The organism is Streptomyces sp. TG1A-60 (genome assembly GCF_037201975.1).
Lineage (GTDB): Bacteria > Actinomycetota > Actinomycetes > Streptomycetales > Streptomycetaceae > Streptomyces.
In genome coordinates, this window is record NZ_CP147520.1 from 5,111,106 (window position 1) to 5,134,184 (window position 23,079).

A 23,079-nucleotide genomic window follows, 5' to 3' on the forward strand; every position below is an offset into this window, starting at 1 on the left:
GAGCAAGGGAATGTACGTACCGAAGGAATCCCAGCCCAAGCAGGGCGGGGCGGCGGCCAAGGGCAGGGAAGGCGAGAAGGGCGGCAAGCGCAAGATCGTCGCCCAGAACAAGAAGGCCCGGCACGACTACGCGATCATCGACACCTACGAGGCCGGACTCGTGCTCACCGGCACCGAGGTCAAGTCGCTGCGTGAGGGGCGGACCTCGCTGGCCGACGGCTTCGTCCAGATCGACCGGGGGGAGGCGTGGCTGCACAACGCCCACATCCCCGAGTACCACCAGGGCAGCTGGACCAACCACTCCGCGCGCCGCAAGCGCAAACTGCTGCTGCACCGCGAGGAGATCGACAAGCTGGAGTCCAAGGCGCAGGAGACGGGTCACACGATCGTGCCGCTCGCGCTGTACTTCAAGGACGGCCGGGCGAAGGCCGAGATCGCGCTCGCGCGAGGCAAGAAGGAGTACGACAAGCGGCAGACCCTGCGGGAGAAGCAGGACCGGCGGGAGTCGGACCGCGCGATCGCGGCGGCGAAGCGGAAGCAGCGCGCGTAGCCGGGGCGCGCGGGCCGCGGGGAATAGGGTGGCACGCGTTCGCGTTGGTCACGTACGATGGCACCTGCACCACACAGCGGGTGCGCACACCTCTCTCTGGAGGGGCCCTCTTCGGAGGGGGTTGAAAAAACAACATGGGGATGATCGGTTTCGACAGCGGATGTCGAAGCAGGGGAAGCGTGTCGAGGAAGCGGCCACGATCTCGTAAACCACAGGCCGAAACAAATAATCGCCAATTCCAACAGCGATTCTCCCAAGCAGCAGTTCTCTCTCGCCGCCTGATCTCAGGTAGCGACGCGACTGCTCCTTAACTAAGGGAGTGTCAGCCCGGGGGTGTTCCCGACCCGGATCCTGGCATCAGCTAGGGGACTAAACCTTGATCCCGGTCACGGGGTGAAGAGGGAAATCCAACAGTGACTGAGCCCGTCGGCGACTTGTTCGCGTGATCGCCGGGGCTGAGAAAAGCACAGCGAACTGCACACGGAGAAGCCCTGATTCCACACCGTTGGACGCGGGTTCGATTCCCGCCATCTCCACAGTTCCCATGTGGGCGAGGCCCCGCTGCGCTACGCAGCGGGGCTTTCGTCATGTGTCACCCGGTCACCCGACGGGCCGTGCTGGCCCGCACGGTCAGCCGGGGCGGCAGCAGGGTGGCCTGCGGCACGGGGACGCCGTCCAGCTGCTTCATCAGCAGGTCGACCGCCTGTTCTCCCAGCTCCGTCGTCGGGATGGCGATCGAGGTGAGGGGGACGCGGAGCCTGTCGGCGAGGTCGGCCGGGCAGAGCGCGGTGACGGACAGGTCGGCGGGGATACGTAGACCGAGGTGCTCGAAGGCGTCGACGAGGGGTTCCAGGATGGCTTCGTTGTGGATGACGACGCCGGTGAGCGCCGGTTGTTCGCGGAGAAGGCGTTCGGCGACCGTGCGGGCGGCGGCGGGGGTGGCCTCGCAGGGGTGGACCGTGGAGGACATGCCGTTACGGGTGGCGGCGGAGGTGAAGCCCTGGACGACGCGTTGGGCGAAGGCGGTCTTGCGGACGTAGACCTCGGGCGGGGAGCCGATCAGGCCCACCGCGCGGTGGCCGAGGCCGGCCAGATGCTCCACACACAGCTCGCCCGCCGTCCTGAAGTCCAGGTCGACGCAGGTCAGGCCGGAGGAATCGGCGGGGAAGCCGACCAGCACCGACGGACAGCCCAGCGTACGCAACAACGGCAACCTGGGGTCGTGGAGTTGGACGTCCATCACGATCAGCGCGTCCACCAGGGCCGTGTCGGCCACTCGCCGCAGGCTTTCCTCGCCCTCCTCCTGCGTCACCAGCAGGACGTCGTGGTCGTGCGCGCGGGCGGCCGTGACCGCAGAGACCGCGAGCCGCATGACCACGGGCACGTTGATGCCGGCCCGTAACGGCACCACCATCGCCAGCACATTCGCCTTGCTGCCGGCCAGAGCCCGCGCGCCCGCGTGCGGGCGGTAGCCCAGCTCGCGGATGGACGCCTCGACCCGCGCCCTGGTCTCCGCCGAGATCGGCCGCTTGCCGCTGAGGGCGTACGACACGGTGCTGGGGGAGACGCCCGCGTGCCGGGCCACATCGGTGATCTTCACTGTCACGCCGACCCCGTTCCTTCCAGATCCGGATCCACGACCACGTCCGGATCCCCATCGACATCCACGTCCGGATCCACGTCCGGATCCACGTCCAGGTCCATCGTCAGAAAGCCCGTGCCCGCCGGCGCCCGCACCTCACGGTCACCGACCGCCAGCCCCCAGGGCGCCCTCGGATCGCCGCACGAGGCGCGCAGTACCCGTCCCTCCCGTACGACCTTGAACGTCGCGTCGCCGACGGGCACGGTGACCTGGGCGCCGTGCGCGAGGCCGTACGCCCGCAGCGTGACGCCGTCGGCGTGGTCGTAGTCCGGGCGGTCCGTCACCGCGCCGACCGGGACGACCGCGCCCGGACGGACGAGGAGCGGCACGCTCAGAAAGCCGTGGCGCTCGCGGACCCAGCGGGGGCCGGTGACGGTGTCGCCGGCCGGAAAACGGGTCCAGGTGCCCTCGGGGACGTAGTACGTGACGTCGCCCTCGTCGGTGAAGACCGGCGCGACGAGGAGGTCCGGGCCGAGCATGTACTGGCGTTCCAGATACGCGCAGCCGGGGTCGTCGGGGAACTCCAGGACCATCGCGCGCATCATCGGCACACCCTCGGCGTGGGCGGTGCGCGCGGCCTCGTAGAGGTAAGGCATCAGGCTCAGCTTCAGGCGCGTGAACTCCCGCAGCACGTCGACCGATTCGTCGTCGAAGACCCACGGGACCCGGTACGAGGACGAGCCGTGCAGGCGGCTGTGGGAGGAGAGCAGGCCGAAGGCGATCCAGCGTTTGAACAGCGCGGGCGACGGGGTGCCCTCGAAGCCGCCGATGTCGTGGCTCCAGTAGCCGAAGCCGGAGAGGCCGAGGGAGAGGCCGCCGCGCAGGGACTCGGCCATCGACTCGTAGGTGGACTCGCAGTCGCCGCCCCAGTGGACCGGGAAGCGCTGGCTCCCGACCGTGGCCGACCGGGCGAAGACCACCGCCTCGCCCTCGCCCCGGTGTTTGCGGAGGACGTCGAAGACCGTGCGGTTGTAGAGGTACGTGTAGTAGTTGTGCATCCGCTCCGGGTCCGTGCCGTCGGACCAGGCCACGTCCACGGGCACCCGTTCGCCGAAGTCGGTCTTGAAGCAGTCGACGCCCTGCGCCAACAGGGCTTCCAGTTTCGCCGCGTACCACGCGCGGGCCGCCGGGCTGGTGAAGTCGACGAGGGCCATGCCGGGCTGCCAGAGGTCCCACTGCCAGACGCTGCCGTCCGGTCTGCGCAGGAGATGGCCGAGGGCCTTGCCCTCAGCGAAGAGCGGTGAGCGCTGGGCGATGTACGGGTTGATCCAGACACTGATCCGCACGCCGCGCCGCTTGAGGCGGGCCAGCATGCCCTCCGGGTCCGGGAACACCCGGGAGTCCCACGCGAAGTCGCACCACTGGAACTCGCGCATCCAGAAGCAGTCGAAGTGGAAGACGGAGAGCGGCAGCCGGCGCTCCCGCATGCCCTCGATGAAGGAGGTCACCGTCTCCTCGTCGTAGGAGGTCGTGAAGGACGTGGACAGCCAGAGGCCGAACGACCAGGCGGGCGGGAGGGCCGGGCGGCCGGTGAGGGCCGTGTACTTGCGGAGGATGTCCTTCGGGGCCGGGCCGTAGATGACGTAGTACGTCAACTGCTGGGTCTCCGCGCTGAACTGGACCCGCGAGACGATCTCGGAGGCCACCTCGAAGGAGACCTTGCCGGGGTGGTCGACGAAGACGCCGTAGCCGGCGTCGGTGAGGTAGAACGGCACGCTCTTGTATGCCTGCTCGGTGGCCGTGCCGCCGTCGGCGTTCCAGATGTCGACGACCTGGCCGTTCTTGACGAGCGGGCCGAAGCGTTCGCCGAGGCCGTACACCGAGGTGCCGACACCGAGGTTGAGCTGTTCGCGCAGATAGTGGGCGCCGGAGGCGTCGCGCATGATGCCCATCGACTTGGGGCCGCTGGCGGTGAGGGTGCGGCCGTGGGCGAGGAAGTCCACGCGCCAGGGGCCGGTGCGGGAGACGCGCACCGACAGCTCCCCGGCGGTGAGGGTGGCGTGCTCCTCGTCGTAGGAGGTGTGGGGGGTGAACTCCTCGCCGGTGAGCTCGAATCGGGGGCCGGGGGGTCGCGCGCCCTCGAAGTGGGTGAAGGTGACGCCGACGACGTCGGGCATGGGGGCGTGGGCGCTGATCGTCACGACCGGTCCTTTCAGCAGGTCGCCGCGGTGGCGGATGGGCTGGGTCGGCGCGTGGACCTCCAGCGCGCCGCCGTCCGTGGCGGTGACGTCGAGGACCTCGACCGGGTGGGCCGCGGTGACGCCTTCGCGGAGCAGCCAGTAGCCGTCGGTGAACTTCATGTGGGGGGTTTCTCCTTACGTCACGGCCTGCTTCACGGTTTGCCTCCTGGCCTGTTTCGTGGCTCCCAAGGCCATGCGGCGGGTGAGCGCGCGCCGGATGAGGAAGGGGACGAGACCGGGGAGCAGGGCGAGGGGCACGCCGGGGGCGGGGCGGCTGACGGGAACGCCGGTCGGTCACAGGAAGCCGGCGGCGGAGCCCCGTTCGTCGCTGTCGCCGTCACACGTCTTCGGGCCGTCGACATCCTGTGCCTCCAAGGTGGTCCGAGGGGCGTCGGTGCGTCGCGACGGCCGCTGGGTCGGTCGGGCAGAACGTCGAACGGCGTGGTCGAATCGCTTCGCCGCGTGACGTCGAAGCGCTTCGACGGGTGAAGGTATGTGCGAGGTGAGGGTGCGTCAATGGGGAGCGTGGAAATTCCGGAGCCCGCACGCGCGGCCGAACCGGGGCGAGGGGCGGTGCGCCGGACCGGCACACCGCCCCTCACCGTGCGATCACGCTCGGCCCGTCTCCTCGTCGGTCGCGAGGAACAGCACGGCGAGCATGAGCAGCGCGGTGCCGGCGAGGACGAGTGCGTTCGGCCGTTCGCCGAGGACCGTGATACCGACGACCGCCGCGGTGAGCGGTTCGACCAGGGTGACCACGGAGGCCGTCGTGGCACGTACGGCGCCGAGGCCGGCGAAGAACAGCGCGTACGCGAGCGCCGTCGGCACCGCTCCCAGGTAGACGATCAGCCCCGCCGTCCATGTCGCCGCGTGTTCCATGTCGGGCACCAGGCCTTCCAGCAGGGCCATCGGCAGCAGACACACGGTGCCCACCGCGAAACCCGTCACCGTCGCCTCGAACGCGCCACCGGTGTTCTTCCGGCCGGAGGCGCGCCCCAGCAGGGTCACCCCCGCGACCGTCGCGGCTGCCGCAGCCGCCACGCCGGATCCGAGCGTGCCCGGCCCCGGCGCCCGCTCCGCCACCCACCCGCCCAACGCCGACCCGCCCGAAACACCGCCGAGCAGACCGGTCACGGCGACGGAATTGCCGGGACCGCCACGCGGGACTGGCCGCCGCCGAATTGGCGCGGGCGGAAGTATGGCTATCACATCCGGAGGACGGGGGGATTCCGGCCAGAGATGCACCCATCATGATGACCTTCACCTGATATCACACACGTGCACATCCCGCCCACCCCTACATTCGGGCTCCGGGTGCGTGTGACGGGTGGGGCGCCCCGGATCGGGTGGGGGCCCGGTCCGGTACAGGAAAGTGCGAGAACCGGCATCGAACACGCACCCGGAACGATCCCGTGGGGGGAAGTGCGTGCACGTCGAGAACAGGCCCAAGGGCCCTCAGTCGAAGCGGTCCAATGGCGAAGGCATTGGTCAAGGCCGTGGTGGTACCAGCGCAGGAGACGAAGTGGCGTGGCCCGAGGCCGCGGCCGGAACGGGGGCCGTGTCCCCGGTGGAGCCGGAGTACGGAGCGGGGATCGCCGGGCAGTCGAGCGCTGCCGTCGGAGTCCCCAGGCAGCCGAGCGCCGCGCAGGCCTCGGAGCTTGAGACGGGAGCGTCGAGTGGTGCGGCGGTGGCCTGGGAGCAGCCCGGTCAGCCCGGTCGCAGTCATGACCCGCACGAGGTGACCGTCCAACTCGACGGTCTCGGCCGGCAGGTCGACGAGAAGTCCGGCAGGCACGCCGGAAAGGACGCGGCGGTGTCCGCGAGCGCCCAGGGGTCCGACGGGCCGGTCTTCGTCGACGAGTCGGGGCGGCGCCGGAGCCTCTACCGGCGGCTCGGTATCGCCGTCGGTACGGCCTGCGCGGCGTACGCCGTGGTCATCGTAGGCACGTTGGTGTCGGGCAACTCGGACGCGCCCTGGCTGCCCGTGCCGATGCAGAAGGACGACAAGCCGGCGGGCAAGGTGGACACACCGCCGCTGCCGGACGAGCCGGCCGGGCGGGCCGACACGGCGGACGGCGACGTACCGGGGCCGGGGCCGGGCCCCGCGTCGGCCCCGACGGGAGCGACGTCCTCGCCCGGCGGCAAGTCACCGACCGGCTCCTCGGGCCCGGCCGAGAAGCCGGCGGCGTCCACCGGAGCCAAGCCCTCGGCCGGCCCCGGCACCGGCGGCGAGCCGAAGCCGGGGCCGAGGCCGAGCACCAGCGCGCAGGCCCCGGAGCCCTCCGTCTCCGCGCCGGAACCGCGCAAGCCCGACCCCAGCCCCCCGGCCTCGCCCTCGCCGGAACCCTCGGACTCCGGTGACCCCGGGCCCGGCACCTCTCCGGGCTCCGGCTCGGACCCCGTCGCCCAGGGCCCGGCGTCCCCGGTGCCCGTCGAGCCGGAACCGTCGACCTCGGAGAGCCCGCAGAGCCCGGAAGAGCGGCAGAGCCCGCAGGAGCCGCAGAACCCGCAGAACCCGGAGAGCCCCGCCTGATGACCCGCTCCAAGCGCGGCGGCACGTCGTCACGTGCCGCCCAGCGCCGTACCCGCTCACCGCGTCCGTCCACGGGCACCACCGAGGAGGACACCGCGGGCCCCACCGCCACCAGCACGGCGAACGGCTCCGCGAAGCACTCGCAGAAGGGGGCGCGCAAGCGGGTCGGGCGGCGGGTGCCGCTGCGCCATCTGCTGCCCTGTGTGCTGCTCCTCGGGCTGATGGCCATGCTGATGCTGCGCGGTTACGTGCACAGCGAGATCCTCGCGGACCACCGGGTCCGGCCGCCCGTGTCGAACGACCGGGTGCCGAAGAAGATCCTGGAGGGCGGGCCGGTGATCGACACCCGCCCGGGACGCGGGACCAGTCTCGACATCCCCGACCACGAGCTGGTCCTGACCTTCGACGACGGGCCGGACCCCACATGGACCCCCAAGGTCCTCGACGTGCTGAAGAAGCACGAGGCCAGGGCCGTCTTCTTCATCACCGGCACGATGGCCTCGCGCTACCCGGACCTGGTCGAGCGCATGGTCGACGAGGGCCACGAGATCGGCCTGCACACCTTCAACCACCCGGACCTGACTCTCCAGTCCAAGGACCGCATCGACTGGGAGCTGTCCCAGAACCAGCTCGCCCTCGCGGGCGCGGCGGGCATCCGCACCTCGCTGTTCCGGCCGCCGTACTCGTCGTTCTCGGCGCGCATGGACAACCGGACGTGGCCGGTGACGGAGTACATCGGCAGCCGCGGCTACATCACCGTCGTCAGCGACGTCGACAGCCAGGACTGGCAGCGGCCGGGTGTCGACGAGATCATCCGCAGGTCGACGCCCGAGCGCGGCGAGGGCGCGGTCGTTCTGATGCACGACTCAGGCGGCGACCGCTCGCAGACCGTCGCCGCGCTGGACCGGTACATCAGCCGACTCGTGGTCAAGGGATACGAGTTCGAGACCCTGACCGGGGCCCTCGACGCGCCCAGCGCGCACACCCCCGTCAGGGGGCTCGGCCTGTGGAAGGGCAAGGTCTGGGTGACACTCGTGCAGACGTCGGAGAAGACGACGAGCATCCTCGTCGTCGCCCTCGCGGTCGTCGGCGTCCTCGTCCTCGCACGCTTCGGCCTGATGCTGGTGCTGTCGATCGCGCACGCCCGCCGGGTCCGGCGCCGGAACTTCCGCTGGGGACCGGACGGGCCCGTCACCGAGCCGGTGTCCGTCCTCGTGCCGGCGTACAACGAGGCCAAGTGCATCGAGCAGACCGTCCGTTCGCTGGTGGCGAGCGACCACCCCATCGAGGTGCTGGTCATCGACGACGGCTCCAGCGACGGCACGGCCCGCATCGTCGAGGAGCTGAGCCAGGACCTGCCGGGCGTCCGCGTCGTACGGCAGCTCAACGCGGGCAAGCCCGCCGCCCTCAACCGGGGCATCGCCAACGCCCGGTACGACCTGATCGTCATGATGGACGGCGACACGGTCTTCGAACCGTCCACCGTCCGTGAGCTGGTCCAGCCGTTCGCCGACCCCCGGGTGGGCGCGGTCGCGGGCAACGCCAAGGTCGGCAACCGGGACAGCCTCATCGGGGCCTGGCAGCACATCGAGTACGTGATGGGCTTCAACCTCGACCGCCGGATGTACGACATCCTGCGCTGCATGCCGACGATCCCCGGCGCGGTCGGGGCGTTCCGCCGCGAGGCGCTCGAACGTGTCGGCGGCATGAGCGAGGACACCCTCGCCGAGGACACCGACATCACCATGGCCATGCACCGCGACGGCTGGCACGTGGTGTACGCGGAGAAGGCCCGCGCCTGGACCGAAGCCCCGGAATCCGTCCAGCAGTTGTGGTCGCAGCGCTACCGCTGGTCGTACGGCACGATGCAGGCCATCTGGAAGCACCGGGGAGCGGTCTTCGACCGGGGTGCGTCGGGCCGCTTCGGGCGCGTGGGGCTACCGCTGGTCTCGCTGTTCATGGTGGTGGCGCCCCTGCTGGCCCCCCTCATCGACGTTTTCCTCCTCTACGGGCTGGTGTTCGGGCCCACGGAGAAGACGATCGGCGCGTGGCTGGGCGTCCTGGCCGTCCAGGTGGTGTGCGCGGCGTACGCGTTCCACCTCGACAAGGAGCGCATGACCCACCTGATCTCGCTGCCGCTCCAGCAACTCCTCTACCGCCAGCTCATGTACGTCGTCCTGCTGCAGTCGTGGATCACGGCGTTGATCGGCGGCCGGCTGCGGTGGCAGAAGCTGCGGCGGACGGGGGCCGTGGGGCTGCCGGGCGCCGACCCGGCCGTGCCGTCCCGGCAGGCGGGGGAGCGGAGGCCGGTCGGATGAGCACGCTCACCCAGGACTCCACGCCCCGGACCCCGCTCGCCCCTCCCGCCCGGTACCGCTACTTCGACCTCCTCCGGGCCTGACCTGGCTGCTCATCGTCGGCTGTGTCGTCGCCTTCGGCTGGGCGGAGGTTCTGGCGGCGCGGCGGAGGCCGAGGTTGTGGCCGAAGGGTGCGGATCGTGGAAGGGCTGGGGGAAGGCCCTGACGCGGGCGGTCACTTGCGTGCGTTCGGTCATGTATTGACCACGTAACCAAGCGGGATACGCACTTGCGTACGACTGAGCGGGTGGTGGATGTTGGGCTCGCTTGAGGCAGGCGTCCCTTGCCTCGCCGAAGCGACCCGAGGAGTGACACACACCGATGACTCAGCCCCCCGGCCAGCCGCCGCACGACGGTTACGGCGCCCAGCCGCCGCAGCAGCCGTACCCGGGGCCGTACGCGCCCCCGCCGGCCCCGGGCCAGGCCCCCGGCCAGCCGCCGAACCCGTACGCGACGGCTCCGCAGCAGCCGTACGGGGGTGGCGGGCAGCCGCCGTACGGGGGTGCGCCGGGCGCGCCGGGGGCGCCCAACTACGGGCCCCAGTACGGGGGTTACCCGCCGCCGCCCCCGCCCTCCGGCGGTGGCGGCGGCAAGGTCGCGCTGATCATCGTGGCCGTCGTGGCGGCGCTCGCGGTGATCGGCGGTGGTGCCTTCCTCCTCACCGCCGACGGGGACGACGAGACCGCGGCGAAGCCCGAGCAGAGCGTCTCGGCGTCGGCGAGCGAGTCCGCGAGCCCGACGGAGGAGCCCGCCGACGGGGCCACCGGGACGCCCGACGACGGCGTGGACGACGGTCCGGGCACCGTGCCCGGCAAGGGCGTCGAGGGCCAGTGGCAGGACGACGACGCCAGGACCCTGACGATCGGCGCCGAGCAGACCGCGGGAAGCACCAAGGGCCAGCACTCCCTGTCCTACATCGACATGATCGGCGGCAAGGGCATCCTGACCGGCGTCGGCGCCTACCGCGACGAGAACAACTTCCGCATGGCCCTCAGGCCCATGGCCTCCCCGGACGTCGACGACGACGACATCACCTTCGCCACGGTCCGCCGCTCCGGTGACGACGTGGTCATCACCTGGGAGGCCGGCGGCACGGACACGCTCGGCTATGTGGGCGAGGCGTCGGGCTGAACCCGCTCGCCTCCGCAGCGGCAGCCCCGAAGACCTCCGGTGCCGACGGCGTGGCCGTCCGTCCTGGCGCGCCGTCTCCGCACCACCTGGCGTGACGACACCGCCGCACATGTCGAACAGGCGCGTCTGCGCCGCTTCTCCTGGAAGGTCTGCGCGCTCCGGCCCCGGCACCACGGCTGAAACGCTCCTACGACCTCAGATCGGTACGCTGTACGCATCGTCATGTCCGGGGGCCGTCCGGCGAAGCCGGGCGGCGGCGCCTCCTTCGCAGAGGACTGGGTGCCTGTGGTCTTCGCCACACTGAGCGACGGCACCCGGTGCGTTCACCTTGGCATGCGGGCCGCGCCGAAGGCGGCGTGACCACACGCTATGACGCCCCGCTCACCGATTCCTCACCGGCCGTGCCGCCCACCCGTGAGAGCAAAGTTCCTTTCCGGTCACCGGGTGCCACAGGCAGGAAACGCACTCTCCCTACCTTCGGGACCATCACCCCTCATCACCCACCGCACCACCCGAGCCCCGGAGAACGTGGAGGCGTCATGACAGCCCCGAGTACATCCCCCGCCGCGAGCAGGGGAGGCCGCTGGATCGAGCACTGGGATCCGGAGGACGAGGCATTCTGGAACGAGACCGGTGAGAAGGTCGCCCGCCGCAACCTCCTGTTCTCGGTGCTCTCCGAGCACATCGGCTTCTCCATCTGGACCGTGTGGTCGGTGATGGTGCTGTTCATGGGCCCCGAGTACGGGCTCACGCCGGCCGACAAGTTCTTCATCGTCTCGATGGCCACGCTGGTCGGCGCGATCGTGCGCATTCCGTACACCTTCGCGGTGGCGATCTTCGGCGGCCGCAACTGGACGGTCGTCTCGGCGAGCCTGCTGCTCGTCCCGACCGTCGCGGCCTTCCTCGTGATGGAGCCGGGGACCTCGTTCAGCACGTTCCTGGTCTGCGCGATGCTCGCCGGTATCGGCGGCGGCAACTTCGCCTCCTCCATGACCAACATCAACGCCTTCTTCCCGCTGCGGAAGAAGGGCTGGGCCCTCGGCCTCAACGCGGGCGGCGGCAATGTCGGTGTCCCGGTCGTGCAGCTCATCGGTCTCGCCGTGATCGGGGCCAGCGGCGGTCCGCGCGTGCTGCTCGGGATCTACATCCCCTGCATCGTCGTCGCCGCCGTCCTCGCGGCGGTCAAGATGGACAACATCACGTCGCTGAAGAACGACACCGGCGCCGCCAAGGAGGCCGTCAAGGACGCCCACACCTGGATCATGTCCTTCCTCTACATCGGCACCTTCGGCTCCTTCATCGGCTACAGCTTCGCGTTCGGCCTCGTCCTGCAGACCCAGTTCGGCCGGACGCCGCTGCAGGCCGCGTACGTCACCTTCATCGGCCCGCTGCTCGGCTCGCTGATCCGGCCCCTGGGCGGCGCGCTCGCCGACCGCTACGGCGGCGCCAGGATCACGCTGTGGAACTTCGTCGCCATGGTCGCCGCGGCCGGCGTCATCGTGATCGCGTCGGTCCAGGAGTCGCTGCCGCTGTTCACCGTCGCCTTCATCGCCCTCTTCGTCCTCACCGGCATCGGCAACGGCTCGACGTACAAGATGATCCCCGGCATCTACCAGACCAAGGCCGTCGCCATGGGCCTCGAAGGCGAAGCGGCGGCAGCATACGGGCGCCGCCTGTCCGGTGCGGCCATGGGGATCATCGGTGCGGTGGGCGCGCTCGGCGGTCTGGGCATCAACCTGGCGCTGCGCCAGTCCTTCCTCTCCGTGGGCTCCGGCACCGGCGCCTTCCTCGCCTTCCTCGCCTTCTACGTGGTCTGCTTCGCCGTGACCTGGGCCGTATACCTTCGCCGGCCGGCTTCGAACGCCTCTACGGTGACGGCCGCGACGGAGTCGAAGCCGCAGCTCAGCTACGCCGAGGTGTGACATCGCCCATGCCGTGACACGCGTGACGTAACACCAGCGACATCCACCCGATCCGAGCCTGTCACGCACTGTTGACAGGCTCGTTCGGCGTGTAGGTGCAACGACTCGACTGCGGGACGAGAGCCATGTACGACGAACAGCAGCGACCCGAGCGACCAGATCGAGCCGAGCGACCAGATCGAGCCGATCGACCAGACAGGACGGATCGGATGGATCGGACAGTTCAACCGGAACACGGGCCGCTCGCGGGGTTCACCGTGGGAGTCACGGCCGCCCGGCGGGCCGACGAACTCGGCGCGCTCCTCCAGCGCCGGGGCGCCGCGGTCCTCCACGCGCCCGCCCTGCGTATCGTGCCGCTCTCCGACGACAGCGAACTGCTCGCCGCGACCAGGAACCTGCTCGGCCGGGCGCCCGACATCGTGGTGGCGACGACCGCCATCGGCTTCCGCGGCTGGATCGAGGCAGCGGACGGCTGGGGCCTCGGCGAGGCCCTGCTGGACTGTCTTCGGGGCGTCGAAGTCCTGGCGCGCGGGCCGAAGGTGAAGGGCGCGATCCGCGCCGCCGGTCTGACGGAGGAGTGGTCCCCCTCCTCCGAATCCATGGCGGAGGTACTGGACCGCCTGCTGGAGCAGGGTGTGGAGGGCCGCCGTGTCGCCGTCCAGCTCCACGGTGAACCGCTCCCGGGCTTCGTGGAGTCCCTGCGCGCCGGGGGGGCGGAGGTGGTGGGCGTGCCCGTCTACCGCTGGATGCCCCCCGAGGACATCACCCCCCTGGACCGCCTCCTCGACTCGACGATCGCCCGCGGCCTCGACGCCCTGACCTTCACCAGCGCCCCGGCCGCCGCGTCCCTCTTCTCCCGCGCCGAAGACCGGGGCCTGCTCCCGGAGTTGCTCAACGCCCTCAACCACGATGTGCTCCCCGCCTGCGTGGGCCCGGTGACGGCCCTTCCCCTCCAGGCCCACGGAATCGACACGATCCAGCCCGAACGCTTCCGCCTCGGCCCCCTCGTCCAGCTCCTCTGCAAGGAACTCCCCGCCCGCGCCCGCACCCTCCCCATCGCCGGCCACCGGGTGGAGGTCCGCGGCCACGCCGTGCTCGTCGACGGCGCCCTCCGCCCCGTCCCGCCGGCCGGCATGTCGCTGTTGCGCGCGCTCTGCCGCCGCCCCGGCTGGGTCGTCGCCCGCTCCGAACTGCTCCGCGCCCTTCCCGGAGCCGGCCGCGACGAACACGCCGTCGAAACGGCGATGGCCCGCCTCCGCACGGCCCTCGGCGCGCCGAAGCTGATCCAGACGGTGGTGAAACGGGGCTACCGCCTGGCCCTGGACCCGGCGGCCGACGCGAAGTACGGCGACGACTGAGAACGCCGGTTCCCGCTCAGCTGCCGGTGGGTGAGGGCTGGTCGCGCCGTTCCCCGCGCCCCTGAGGGACGGCCCTGCCTCTCCACAGGGGCCCGGGGAACCGCGCGAAACCACGTGCGATCCGCAGCCGCCCGACCGCAGTCGCCCCCCGGCTGTCACGCGCCCAAGGGGCCCCAGGTTCCGGCGCGGGGTGCGGCCCGGCACTCCAGGGGGTACAAACCCCTGAGGCACGCCTCCCCGACGCGGCGACCCATGGCGGTGACAGGCACATGGCACAAGACTCCCGCTTCGCCTGCGGGCACCTCTGCCTGGACTTCCTCGCGACGACGCACCCCGAGGAACGACTCGACTCGGCGGGCCGACTGCGGACCTGGATCACCGCCGCCGGACTGGTCCCCGAGGGCACCCCGCTCGACCACGTCGCCCCGGACTGGCTCGTCGGCTTCCGGGAACTGCGCGGTCACATCGGCCGGTTGGTCCCCGGCGATGCGGACCGCGGGCCCGGCTCCCGCCCCTTCGACATCTCCCTGGCGAGGATCAACGAACTGGCCCGCGCCGCAACCCCTGCCCCCCGGGCCGTCCGCACGGACGACGGCGTCCTCACCCGCGCCCTGGACCGCGCCCCCGACCGCGCCGCCCTGCTCGCCGTGATCGCCCGCGACACCGTGGAGCTGCTCACCGACCCGGTCGCCCGGGCGAGCCTGCGGCAGTGCGCCGGCGACAACTGCCCCGTCGTATACGTCGACACATCCCGTGGCGGGCGCCGCCGTTGGTGCTCCAGCGAGATCTGCGGCAACCGTGAACGCGTGGCCCGCCATCGCCGCCGAGCGGCCCTCGCCCGCGTGTGACCCGGCTTCCCGGCGCCCTCAACAGCGGTGCTCCGCGCCCCACTTCGCCTGCTTGGCATGGAATTGCGCATCTTCCTTGCCCCGTCCGCCAGTTGGGCAAACACCAGGCCGCCGTAAAGAAGCAGCAGTGCTGTTTTTCACACCACGAATTGGATCTCTTCACAATTCCCGCGTGTGCATGCCGTGTTTGCGACGGAAATGGGTGTGCTTGTCCCCCAGGTGCCCCACCCGACCCTCGTTGAATCGAGAAAGTCGTGGCTCAACTCTGAACACACAACTGGTTACCTACGTATCCCGATGTGAGCGACCGACTGGGGGAACCCCCGGACACCGGAGGTAGCCGTGCGCAAGGATTCCGCTGTGGCCGATGAACGCCCGCACAGGGCCCGACATCGCGCATCACAGCCCTCAGAGCCTGACGAGGAGCTGATGCGCGCGCTGTACCGCGAGCACGCTGGACCCTTGCTCGCGTACGTGCTGCGTCTGGTCGCGGGCGACCGCCAACGCGCCGAGGACGTTGTGCAGGAAACTCTCATCCGGGCCTGGAAGAACGCCGGTCAGCTCAATCGAGCGACCGGATCGGTACGCCCCTGGCTGGTGACGGTCGCACGCCGCATCGTCATCGACGGCCACCGCAGCCGGCAGGCCCGGCCGCAGGAGGTCGACCCGTCGCCGCTGGAGGTCATCCCCGCGGAGGACGAGATCGACAAGGCGTTGTGGCTGATGACACTGTCGGACGCGCTGGACGACCTGACGCCTGCTCACAGGGAGGTCCTGGTCGAGACCTATTTCAAAGGGCGTACGGTCAATGAGGCGGCCGAGACGCTTGGCATCCCCAGTGGCACCGTCCGCTCCCGGGTGTTCTACGCCCTGCGGTCGATGAAACTGGCTCTAGAGGAGCGCGGGGTGACGGCATGAGCAACATCTACGGGGGGTATGGACCGGGAATGCCCGGGTCTGTGCAAGGAGCCCAAGGTTCCGGCGACAACATCCACGAAACCGTCGGCGCGTACGCCCTCGGGATACTGGACGACGCCGAGGCCACACAGTTCGAGATGCATCTCGCGACCTGCGAGTGGTGCGGCCAGCAGCTCGACGAGCTGGCCGGCATGGAGCCGATGCTGGCCGCGCTCGCGGACCTGCCCGCTTCCCAGGGCACACCCGCGATCGGCGAGTCCCTGTCCGCGAAACCGACCACCGGACTCGCGGACCGGCTCGTCGGCGAGGTCGTCCAGCACCGCGCGAAGAAGAGCCGACGCAACTTCTTCATGCTGGCGGCCGGCGTCGCCCTGATCGTCGGCGGCCCGACGGCCGTGATGGCGACGACGGGCAGCGGGGACGACAGCCAGTCGGGCAACACGCTCTCCGCGAGCCCGGCCAAGGACGCCTTCCTCGGCATGCCCGCCAAGGACAAGGTCTCGTCCACCGACGCGTCCACCGAGGTCGCCGCCACGGTCGGCATGGAGTCCAAGGCCTGGGGCACGCACGCGGTCCTGGAGCTGAAGAACGTCACGGGCCCGGAGAAGTGCTCGCTCATCGCCGTCGGAAAGAACGGCGAGCGCGAGACGGTCACCTCCTGGTCCGTCCCGAAATGGGGTTACGGCATCGAGAACGCCAAGACGGAGCAGGCCAGGAACCCGCTCTACGTCCACGGCGGAGCCGCCTTCACCCCGGAGGAGATCGACCACTTCGAGGTCCTGACCTTCAGCGGGAAGAAGCTCGTCTCGGTCCAGACGTGACGCGCCGGGACAAGCGGTGAACGGACCCCGGTCGGGCACATAGCCTGACGGGGTCCTTTTCGCGTACGGTGGACGGCTGCCCAGCACGTCAGAAGGGGGCCCGGGTGGCCGCTCAGGTTCAGCAGGAAACGCTCGACTCCGCTCACGACTCGGTGCGTGAGAGGGAGATCGGCGTCGAACAGGAACATCTCGACCGGGTGTACCGGCGCCTTGAGGAGAAGATCCACGAGGCGGAGTTCCTGATGAACGACGCGGCCAAGCGCGGTCAGGTCGGCACCCCCGGCGCCCTCGCGGAGCGGGACGCCCAGGTCTTCCGCGCGGGCATCCATCTGAACCGCCTGAACAACGAGTTCGAGGACTTCCTCTTCGGCCGTATCGACCTGCTGCTCGGCAAGGACGGCAAGAAGGGACCCGACGGCGCGTACACCGCCGTCGAGCCGGCCGAGGGCGCCGTCCGCCCCGACAGCACCGCCGACATCGCCGAGACCCTCCACATCGGCCGCATCGGTGTCCTGGACTCCGATTACGCGCCGCTGGTCATCGACTGGCGGGCCCCGGCGGCGGCCCCCTTCTACCGCTCGACCCCGGTCGACCCCGGCCGGGTCGTCCGCCGCCGGGTCATCCGCTCCAAGGGCCGCAAGGTGCTCGGAGTCGAGGACGACCTGATGCGCCCCGAGCTGAAGGCATTCCTCGACGGCGGTGAACTGCCCGTCATCGGCGACGGTGCCCTCATGGCCGCCCTCGGCCAGGCCCGCAGCCACACCATGCGCGACATCGTCGCCTCCATCCAGGCCGAACAGGACCTGGTCATCCGCGCCCCCGCCGCCTCCGTGACGTACGTCGAGGGCGGCCCCGGCACCGGCAAGACCGCCGTCGCCCTGCACCGCGCCGCCTACCTGCTCTACCAGGACCGGCGCCGGTACGCGGGCGGCATCCTGATCGTCTCCCCGACCCCGCTGCTGGTCGCGTACACCGAGGGCGTCCTGCCGTCCCTCGGTGAGGAGGGCCAGGTCGCCATCCGCGCGATCGGCTCACTGGCCGAAGACACGGGCGGAGCCGAGGCCACGCTGTACGACCCCCCGGCCGTGGCCCGCGCCAAGGGCTCGTACCGCATGCTCAAGGTGCTGCGGAAGGCCGCCCGGGGCGCGCTGGAGTCGAGCGAGGCGCCCGCCCGCCTCCGTGTCGTCGCCTTCGGCCGCCGCCTCGAACTGGAGGCCGCCGCACTGGACCGCGTCCGCCACGACGCGCTCGGCGGCACGGCCCCCGTCAACCTGCTGCGCCCCCGCGCCCGCAAACTGCTCCTGGACGCCCTGTGGGAGCGGTCGGGGGCGGCCGGCCGCCACACCGACCCGGAGCTGGCAGCCGAGCTGCGTTCCTCCTTCGACGAGGACATCACGAGCGAGGACGCGTTCATCGCCTTCCTCGACGCCTGGTGGCCCGAGCTGACCCCGCGCGGGGTGCTCGCCGCGATGGCCGACGAGCGCCGCCTCGGTCGCTGGGCCCGGCGCGTCCTGAATCCGGGTGAGGTCCGCCGGGTGGCCCGCTCCCTCAAGCGGGACGGCCTCTCCGTCCACGACGTCGCCATGCTGGACGAACTCCAGGCGATCCTCGGCCTGCCGGCCCGCCCCCGGAAGAAGCGCGAGCTCGACCCCCTGGACCAGCTCACGGGCCTGGAGGAGCTGATGCCCGTACGTGAGGAGACCCAGCGTGAGCGGGCCGAGCGGCTGGCCCAGGAGCGGACCGAGTACGCGCACGTCATCGTCGACGAGGCGCAGGACCTCACCCCGATGCAGTGGCGCATGGTGGGCCGCCGTGGCCGCCACGCCACCTGGACGGTCGTCGGCGACCCCGCCCAGTCCTCCTGGTCCGACCCCGACGAGGCCGCCCAGGCCCGCGACGAGGCCCTCGGCACCCGCCCCCGCCGCCGCTTCACCCTCACCGTCAACTACCGCAACCCCGCCGAGATCGCGGAACTGGCGGCGAAGGTGCTGGCACTGGCGATGCCCGGTTCCGAGTCCCCGTCCGCCGTCCGCTCCACGGGCGTCGAGCCCCGCTTCGTCACCGCGGTACGGGATACCCTGGCCCGCACGGCCCGCGCGGAGGCCGCCCGCCTCCTGGACCTCGTCGACGGCACCGTCGGCGTCGTCGTCGCCATGAACCGCCGGGAGGAGGCCGCCCGCTGGCTGGCCGGCCTCGGCGACCGCGTCGTCGCCCTCGGCAGCCTGGAGGCGAAGGGCCTGGAGTACGACGCCACGGTGGTCGTCTCCCCGGCGGAGATCGCCGACGAGTCCCCGGCGGGGCTGCGCGTCCTGTACGTGGCGCTGACCCGAGCGACCCAGCAGCTGACGGTGGTGTCGGCGGACCGCGACGACCCGGACGCGAACTCGGTCCCGGACCTCCTCCGCGACTGACATCGCCCACGGCCGAGTGGGGGGTGCGGGGAACCGCGCGGGGCAACCGCACACCACCCGCCCCCGCCGCACGACCCCCGACCACCCGGGCTCCGACGCGACCCCGAGAACAACTCCCGGTACAGGAATGGCCTTACGGGATCTGTTTGTTAGCCTGGGTGTGGCACCGGCCCGATCCAAGCCCCCGGGCCCAACCTTCGTCGCTACGAGCGACCACTTGCCGCGAGGCGAGCATGGCGGGCCGGTGCCACTGCACGCCAGAAGGCACGCAGAAGAGGTCCACGTCAGCTGTGACGTGGACCTCTTCGCGTTGAGAACAAAACGTTCGCAATCCCCGGAGGCTAACGCCTACCCGGCGGTAGGTGCGACGATCGGACGGCAGTACGCGGCAAACGCAGTAGCAGCGAAAGCAGAGGAACCCGGCCATGGCAACGGCGCCCAGCGTCTCCTACTCGATGACGGTCCGGCTGGAGGTGCCCGCGAGCGGAACCGCGGTCTCCCAGCTCACCGGGGCCGTCGAGTCCCACGGAGGCTCGGTGACCGGCCTCGACGTGACCGCCTCCGGCCACGAGAAGCTCCGCATCGACGTCACCATCGCCGCGAGCTCCACCGCGCACGCCGACGAGATCGTCGAGCAACTGCGCACCATCGAGGGCGTCACGCTGGGCAAGGTCTCCGACCGTACGTTCCTGATGCACCTCGGCGGCAAGATCGAGATGCAGTCCAAGCACCCGATCCGCAACCGTGACGACCTGTCCATGATCTACACGCCGGGCGTGGCCCGCGTCTGCATGGCGATCGCCGAGAACCCCGAGGACGCCCGCCGCCTCACCATCAAGCGCAACTCCGTTGCGGTCGTGACGGACGGTTCCGCCGTGCTGGGCCTCGGCAACATCGGCCCCAAGGCCGCGCTGCCCGTCATGGAGGGCAAGGCGGCCCTCTTCAAGCGGTTCGCCGGTATCGACGCCTGGCCGCTCTGCCTGGACACTCAGGACACCGACGCGATCGTCGAGATCGTCAAGGCGATCGCCCCCGGCTTCGCCGGCATCAACCTGGAGGACATCTCCGCACCCCGCTGCTTCGAGATCGAGGCCCGGCTGCGCGAGGCCCTCGACATCCCCGTCTTCCACGACGACCAGCACGGCACCGCGATCGTCGTCCTCGCCGCCCTGACGAACGCGCTTCGTGTCGCGGGCAAGGCGATCGGGGACATCCGCGTCGTCATGTCGGGCGCGGGCGCGGCCGGCACGGCCATCCTGAAGCTGCTCATCGCCGCCGGCGTGAAGAACGCCGTCGTGGCCGACATCCACGGTGTCGTGCACTGCGACCGCACCGACCTGGTCGATGCCGCCGCCGACTCGCCGCTGCGCTGGATCGCCGACAACACCAACCCCGAGGGCCTCATGGGCACCCTCAAGGAGGCCGTGCGCCACGCCGACGTCTTCATCGGCGTCTCGGCCCCGAACGTCCTCGACGGCACCGACGTGGCCGCCATGGCCGACAACGCGATCGTGTTCGCACTCGCGAACCCCGACCCCGAGGTCGACCCCGCGGTCGCCCGCCAGACGGCGGCCGTCGTGGCCACCGGCCGCTCCGACTTCCCGAACCAGATCAACAACGTGCTGGTCTTCCCGGGTGTCTTCCGGGGTCTCCTCGACGCGCAGTCCCGGACCGTCAACACCGAGATGATGCTCGCCGCGGCGACCGCCCTCGCGGACGTCGTCACCGAGGACGAGCTGAACCCGAACTACATCATCCCGAGCGTCTTCAACGACAAGGTCGCGGGCGCGGTCGCCGGGGCGGTGCGCGAGGCCGCGAAGGCGGTGACGTCGGCCTGAACCGGGCTGTGACGGTCGCCACGGCCCCGTGTCCCCGGCGCGTCGCGGGGCCGGAGGGCTTGTGCCGCCCTTTAGTGTGGCGGCCAAGCTCAGGCCTGCCGGGCCCTGCGGTCCGTTCCACGAGCGGTCGACGCGCCACCGTGGCGATGGTGGCGCATTCCGTGTGACTCCCAAGGGTGTTCGTGTGGCTCCCAGGGGTGCCGGATTGGCTTTCCCGCCGCAGGTGAGTGCAGGATGCGTCCCTGGGCGCGAGGGTCTGACGACGGACCCGGGTCCGCCTCAACGGCAAGAAGAACACGGGAGTAACAACATGAACCGCAGTGAGCTGGTGGCCGCGCTGGCCGACCGTGCCGAGGTGACCCGCAAGGACGCCGACGCCGTGCTGGCCGCGTTCGCCGACGTCGTCGGTGACATCGTCTCCAAGGGCGACGAGAAGGTCACCATCCCCGGCTTCCTGACCTTCGAGCGCACCCACCGTGCCGCTCGTACCGCGCGCAACCCGCAGACCGGTGACCCGATCCAGATCCCGGCCGGCTACAGCGTGAAGGTCTCCGCGGGCAGCAAGCTCAAGGAAGCGGCCAAGGGCAAGTGACCTTGCCGTCTGTCCCTCACGGGATGGTGCAGGGCGCGTAGAACGCCTGACGGGGGCGGCACCTGGAAAACCAGGTGCCGCCCCCGTCGTCGTTCGGGAGGCGCGTCGTGACGCGTCCGCGGGGGTGTCGTGGCTGGTCCCTCCCCGCGGCGGAGCCGCGGATGCCGCGGCCCTCGCGCCCCTTACGGGGCACGGCTCAGCCGAGCGCCTTGCCGGGCGGCTCCACCTTCGCGCCCGGCTCCGTCAGCTTCTCCGTGCCGTGTCTGTCCGGGGGATGACCCCCGGGCCCCCGGCCGGGAGCGGCGTGGGCCGTGTGCCTGCTCTCAGCCTCAGCCGAGCGCCTTGCCGGGCAGCTCCACCTTCGCCCCCAGCTCCATCAGCTTCTCCATGAAGTTCTCGTAGCCGCGGTTGATGAGTTCGATGCCGTGGACGCGGGAGGTGCCCTGGGCGGCGAGCGCGGCGATGAGGTAGGAGAAGCCGCCGCGGAGGTCGGGGATGACCAGGTCGGCGCCCTGGAGACGGGTGGGGCCGGAGACGACGGCGGAGTGCAGGAAGTTGCGCTGGCCGAAGCGGCAGTTCGAGCCGCCGAGGCACTCGCGGTAGAGCTGGATGTGCGCGCCCATCTGGTTCAGCGCGGAGGTGAAGCCCAGCCGGGACTCGTAGACCGTCTCGTGGATGATCGAGAGGCCCGTGGCCTGTGTCAGGGCCACCACCAGAGGCTGCTGCCAGTCGGTCTGGAAGCCCGGGTGGACGTCCGTCTCCAGGGCGATCGACTTCAGCTGGCCGCCCGGGTGCCAGAAGCGGATGCCCTCGTCGTCGATCTCGAAGGCACCCCCCACCCTCCGGAAGGTGTTCAGGAACGTCATCATCGAGCGCTGCTGGGCACCCCGGACGTATATGTCGCCTTCGGTCGCCAGCGCGGCGGACGCCCAGGAGGCGGCCTCCAGGCGGTCCGGCAGCGCCTTGTGGTTGTAGCCGCCGAGCGAGTCCACACCGGTGATGCGGATCGTGCGGTCGGTGTCCATCCCGATGATGGCGCCCATCTTCTGCAGGACGCAGATGAGGTCCTCGATCTCCGGCTCGATCGCCGCGTTCGCGAGCTCCGTCACGCCCTCCGCGAGGACCGCGGTCAGCAGCACCTGCTCCGTCGCGCCAACGGACGGGTACGGCAGCTGGATCTTCGTACCGCGCAGCCGGCGCGGCGCCTCCAGGTACTGTCCGTCGTCCCGTTTCTCGATCTTCGCGCCGAACTGCCGCAGCACCTCGAAGTGGAAGTCGATCGGCCGGCCGCCGATGTCGCAGCCGCCGAGACCGGGGATGAAGGCGTGGCCGAGGCGGTGCAGCAGCGGACCGCAGAACAGGATCGGAATGCGCGACGAACCCGCGTGGGCGTCGATGTCGGCGACGTTCGCGCTCTCCACGTTCGTCGGGTCCATCACCAGCTCCCCCGGCTCGTCGCCCGGGCGGACTGTTACGCCATGCAGCTGCAGCAGTCCGCGCACGACCCGGACATCGCGGATGTCGGGGACGTTGCGCAACCGGCTCGGACCGCTGCCGAGCAGCGCGGCGACCATGGCCTTGGGTACGAGGTTCTTCGCACCGCGGACACGGATCTCGCCACTGAGCGGGGTGCCGCCGTGTACAAGCAGTACGTCGTCAGAGCCGTTGACGGTCATGGATCTCGCGTTCCGTGGAGTTGGGCAGAGGGCTTTTCGGCGTGGGCGGACGGTCGGCGGACCCGTTGTGCGGGAGCCGGCGCGGCGTGAGCCGGAGAGCTAGCGTAATCGCCGCCCACCCCCCTTCCGTAAGCCCGAGGGCTTCCCAGCCACGTCATGGATTCGCCACAACACGAACCGTTCACCACCCGCCACACGGGGTCACCGTCGCGCGTGTGCGCGAGGTACGCACCGGTGTGCCCTGAGCTGCGTGCACACCGCTAGGGGGATTGGCTCCCCGCGCGCGGGCCGGATGCGGGATC

The 23,079-nt window shown here is 70.7% G+C and carries 17 protein-coding genes, 1 other RNA gene and 1 pseudogene; 15 read left to right on the plus strand and 4 right to left on the minus strand.

Translation table 11 applies throughout. The features are described from left to right. The first annotated feature begins 10 nt into the window (after nt 1–10). On the plus strand, nt 11–550 hold the full coding sequence (smpB, locus tag WBG99_RS22180; RefSeq protein WP_338900437.1) for an SsrA-binding protein SmpB: 540 nt from the start codon (nt 11–13) through the stop codon (nt 548–550). 136 nt (nt 551–686) lie between these two features. Next, nucleotides 687–1,089, plus strand: a transfer-messenger RNA (tmRNA) gene (gene ssrA / locus WBG99_RS22185). Nucleotides 1,090–1,142: 53 nt separating this feature from the next. Here the strand turns inward: ssrA and WBG99_RS22190 are convergent. The 3 genes from WBG99_RS22190 to WBG99_RS22200 form a co-directional block, all read right to left on the minus strand. Beyond that, nucleotides 1,143–2,156 (minus strand): LacI family DNA-binding transcriptional regulator, encoded by a 1,014-nt coding sequence (locus WBG99_RS22190; RefSeq protein WP_338897985.1) that lies wholly within the window; start codon nt 2,154–2,156, stop codon nt 1,143–1,145. Then, nucleotides 2,153–4,492 (minus strand): alpha-xylosidase, encoded by a 2,340-nt coding sequence (yicI, locus tag WBG99_RS22195; protein WP_338897986.1) that lies wholly within the window; start codon nt 4,490–4,492, stop codon nt 2,153–2,155. The genes WBG99_RS22190 and yicI overlap by 4 nt, the downstream gene beginning before the upstream one ends. A gap of 489 nt (nt 4,493–4,981) precedes the next feature. Next, nucleotides 4,982–5,506: a DMT family transporter gene (locus tag WBG99_RS22200; protein WP_338897987.1), complete on the minus strand. Its 525-nt coding sequence runs from the start codon at nt 5,504–5,506 to the stop codon at nt 4,982–4,984. A 388-nt stretch (nt 5,507–5,894) separates the two neighbouring features. Between WBG99_RS22200 and WBG99_RS22205 the strand changes: the two genes are divergently transcribed. From WBG99_RS22205 to WBG99_RS22265, 13 genes and pseudogenes are all read left to right on the plus strand, one after another. Continuing rightward, the gene (locus WBG99_RS22205; RefSeq protein WP_338897988.1) at nt 5,895–6,905 is read left to right on the plus strand and encodes a hypothetical protein; all 1,011 of its coding nucleotides are present in this window, start codon (nt 5,895–5,897) and stop codon (nt 6,903–6,905) included. Then, nucleotides 6,905–9,223: a glycosyltransferase gene (locus tag WBG99_RS22210; RefSeq protein ID WP_338897989.1), complete on the plus strand. Its 2,319-nt coding sequence runs from the start codon at nt 6,905–6,907 to the stop codon at nt 9,221–9,223. The genes WBG99_RS22205 and WBG99_RS22210 overlap by 1 nt, the downstream gene beginning before the upstream one ends. A gap of 79 nt (nt 9,224–9,302) precedes the next feature. After that, nucleotides 9,303–9,428 (plus strand): annotated as a pseudogene (locus WBG99_RS22215) (acyltransferase); the annotation flags it as partial. A gap of 155 nt (nt 9,429–9,583) precedes the next feature. Further along, the gene (locus WBG99_RS22220; protein ID WP_338897990.1) at nt 9,584–10,393 is read left to right on the plus strand and encodes a hypothetical protein; all 810 of its coding nucleotides are present in this window, start codon (nt 9,584–9,586) and stop codon (nt 10,391–10,393) included. Nucleotides 10,394–10,432: 39 nt separating this feature from the next. After that, nucleotides 10,433–10,573 (plus strand): hypothetical protein, encoded by a 141-nt coding sequence (locus tag WBG99_RS22225; protein ID WP_338897991.1) that lies wholly within the window; start codon nt 10,433–10,435, stop codon nt 10,571–10,573. 359 nt (nt 10,574–10,932) lie between these two features. Continuing rightward, on the plus strand, nt 10,933–12,315 hold the full coding sequence (locus WBG99_RS22230; protein ID WP_338897992.1) for a nitrate/nitrite transporter: 1,383 nt from the start codon (nt 10,933–10,935) through the stop codon (nt 12,313–12,315). Between the two features lie 209 nt (nt 12,316–12,524). Then, on the plus strand, nt 12,525–13,673 hold the full coding sequence (locus tag WBG99_RS22235; protein WP_338897993.1) for a uroporphyrinogen-III synthase: 1,149 nt from the start codon (nt 12,525–12,527) through the stop codon (nt 13,671–13,673). Between the two features lie 269 nt (nt 13,674–13,942). Next, nucleotides 13,943–14,521 (plus strand): CGNR zinc finger domain-containing protein, encoded by a 579-nt coding sequence (locus WBG99_RS22240; RefSeq protein WP_338897994.1) that lies wholly within the window; start codon nt 13,943–13,945, stop codon nt 14,519–14,521. A 342-nt stretch (nt 14,522–14,863) separates the two neighbouring features. Beyond that, the gene (locus tag WBG99_RS22245; RefSeq protein ID WP_013003188.1) at nt 14,864–15,439 is read left to right on the plus strand and encodes a sigma-70 family RNA polymerase sigma factor; all 576 of its coding nucleotides are present in this window, start codon (nt 14,864–14,866) and stop codon (nt 15,437–15,439) included. A 29-nt stretch (nt 15,440–15,468) separates the two neighbouring features. Continuing rightward, nucleotides 15,469–16,260: a zf-HC2 domain-containing protein gene (locus WBG99_RS22250; protein WP_338897995.1), complete on the plus strand. Its 792-nt coding sequence runs from the start codon at nt 15,469–15,471 to the stop codon at nt 16,258–16,260. Between the two features lie 104 nt (nt 16,261–16,364). Then, entirely contained in the window at nt 16,365–18,671 is a 2,307-nt protein-coding gene (locus tag WBG99_RS22255) for a UvrD-helicase domain-containing protein (protein WP_338897996.1), read from the plus strand. A 425-nt stretch (nt 18,672–19,096) separates the two neighbouring features. Continuing rightward, nucleotides 19,097–20,509, plus strand: a complete 1,413-nt coding sequence (locus WBG99_RS22260; RefSeq protein WP_338897997.1) for an NAD-dependent malic enzyme — start codon at nt 19,097–19,099, stop codon at nt 20,507–20,509. 310 nt (nt 20,510–20,819) lie between these two features. Beyond that, nucleotides 20,820–21,101 carry an HU family DNA-binding protein gene (locus WBG99_RS22265; RefSeq protein ID WP_055512725.1) on the plus strand — a complete coding sequence of 94 codons (282 nt, stop codon included), beginning with the start codon at nt 20,820–20,822 and terminating at the stop codon, nt 21,099–21,101. Between the two features lie 329 nt (nt 21,102–21,430). Here WBG99_RS22265 and murA read toward each other — a convergent pair whose 3' ends face one another. Beyond that, on the minus strand, nt 21,431–22,777 hold the full coding sequence (murA, locus tag WBG99_RS22270) for a UDP-N-acetylglucosamine 1-carboxyvinyltransferase (RefSeq protein WP_338897998.1): 1,347 nt from the start codon (nt 22,775–22,777) through the stop codon (nt 21,431–21,433). Between the last annotated feature and the right edge of the window lie 302 nt (nt 22,778–23,079).

Bases quoted from the DNA above. Each gene is read 5' to 3' on its own strand.
- WBG99_RS22230 (WP_338897992.1), top strand. From the start codon at position 10,933: ATGACAGCCCCGAGTACATCCCCCGCCGCGAGCAGGGGAGGCCGCTGG.
- WBG99_RS22235 (WP_338897993.1), top strand. From the start codon at position 12,525: ATGGATCGGACAGTTCAACCGGAACACGGGCCGCTCGCGGGGTTCACC.
- WBG99_RS22260 (WP_338897997.1), top strand. From the start codon at position 19,097: ATGGCAACGGCGCCCAGCGTCTCCTACTCGATGACGGTCCGGCTGGAG.
- WBG99_RS22210 (WP_338897989.1), top strand. From the start codon at position 6,905: ATGACCCGCTCCAAGCGCGGCGGCACGTCGTCACGTGCCGCCCAGCGC.
- WBG99_RS22240 (WP_338897994.1), top strand. From the start codon at position 13,943: ATGGCACAAGACTCCCGCTTCGCCTGCGGGCACCTCTGCCTGGACTTC.
- WBG99_RS22265 (WP_055512725.1), top strand. From the start codon at position 20,820: ATGAACCGCAGTGAGCTGGTGGCCGCGCTGGCCGACCGTGCCGAGGTG.
- murA (WP_338897998.1), bottom strand. From the start codon at position 22,777: ATGACCGTCAACGGCTCTGACGACGTACTGCTTGTACACGGCGGCACC.
- WBG99_RS22220 (WP_338897990.1), top strand. From the start codon at position 9,584: ATGACTCAGCCCCCCGGCCAGCCGCCGCACGACGGTTACGGCGCCCAG.
- WBG99_RS22250 (WP_338897995.1), top strand. From the start codon at position 15,469: ATGCCCGGGTCTGTGCAAGGAGCCCAAGGTTCCGGCGACAACATCCAC.
- yicI (WP_338897986.1), bottom strand. From the start codon at position 4,492: ATGAAGTTCACCGACGGCTACTGGCTGCTCCGCGAAGGCGTCACCGCG.
- smpB (WP_338900437.1), top strand. From the start codon at position 11: ATGTACGTACCGAAGGAATCCCAGCCCAAGCAGGGCGGGGCGGCGGCC.